Raw genomic sequence first — 1,146 nt, forward strand, 5'->3', positions numbered from 1 at the left:
CCTTCACGGATCGCAAAACGTAGACCTGGGTCCATTGCGATCGGGTGGATTAGCTCTACTGACATCTCAACGTTGTCACCAGGCATAACCATTTCCACGCCTTCTTTAAGCGCGATCGCACCAGTTACGTCCGTAGTACGGAAGTAGAACTGTGGACGGTAACCGTTAAGGAATGGAGTGTGACGACCACCTTCTTCTTTAGAAAGTACATATACTTCCGCATCGAATTTAGTGTGTGGCTTGATCGCACCTGGTTTAGTCAATACTTGACCACGTTGTACGTCTTCACGCTTAGTACCACGAAGAAGAACACCACAGTTCTCGCCCGCACGACCTTCGTCAAGAAGTTTACGGAACATTTCTACGCCAGTTACTGTAGTAGTTTGAGTATCACGGATACCAACGATTTCTACAGACTCACCTACTTTAACGATACCAGTCTCTACACGGCCAGTTACTACTGTACCACGACCAGAGATTGAGAATACGTCTTCAATTGGCATAAGGAATGGAAGATCAATCGCACGCTCTGGCTCTGGAATGTAAGAGTCAAGTGCTTCAACAAGCGCAACTACCGCTGGCTCGCCGTATTGGCTGTCATCACCGTTAAGCGCAAGAAGAGCAGAACCACGGATTACTGGAGTGTCATCACCCGGGAAGTCGTAAGTAGAAAGAAGTTCACGAACTTCCATTTCAACTAGTTCAAGAAGCTCTTCGTCGTCTACAAGGTCGCATTTGTTCAAGAATACAACGATGTAAGGTACACCTACCTGACGAGAAAGCAGGATGTGTTCACGAGTCTGTGGCATAGGACCATCAGTCGCAGCACATACAAGGATCGCGCCGTCCATCTGAGCAGCACCAGTAATCATGTTTTTAACATAATCGGCGTGACCCGGGCAGTCTACGTGAGCGTAGTGACGAGTTGGAGAATCGTATTCTACGTGTGAAGTATTAATTGTAATACCACGTGCTTTTTCTTCTGGTGCAGAGTCGATTGCAGCGTAGTCTTTCGCTTCGCCACCGAATTTCTTCGCACATACAGTTGCAATTGCAGCTGTTAAAGTTGTTTTACCATGGTCAACGTGACCAATTGTGCCCACGTTAACGTGTGGCTTATTACGTTCAAACTTAGCCTTAGCCATG

Annotated in this window: 1 protein-coding gene; it reads right to left on the bottom strand. The window is 47.0% G+C overall.

Annotated features, from left to right (window positions below; all coding sequences use genetic code 11):
- The coding region (tuf, locus tag NI455_RS15340; RefSeq protein WP_043963442.1) for an elongation factor Tu at nt 1-1,145 on the bottom strand (1,145 nt) is incomplete at its 3' end.
- Nucleotide 1,146: the final 1 nt, after the last annotated feature.

This window comes from Acinetobacter lwoffii (assembly GCF_024129435.1).
Classification (GTDB): domain Bacteria; phylum Pseudomonadota; class Gammaproteobacteria; order Pseudomonadales; family Moraxellaceae; genus Acinetobacter; species Acinetobacter lwoffii_F.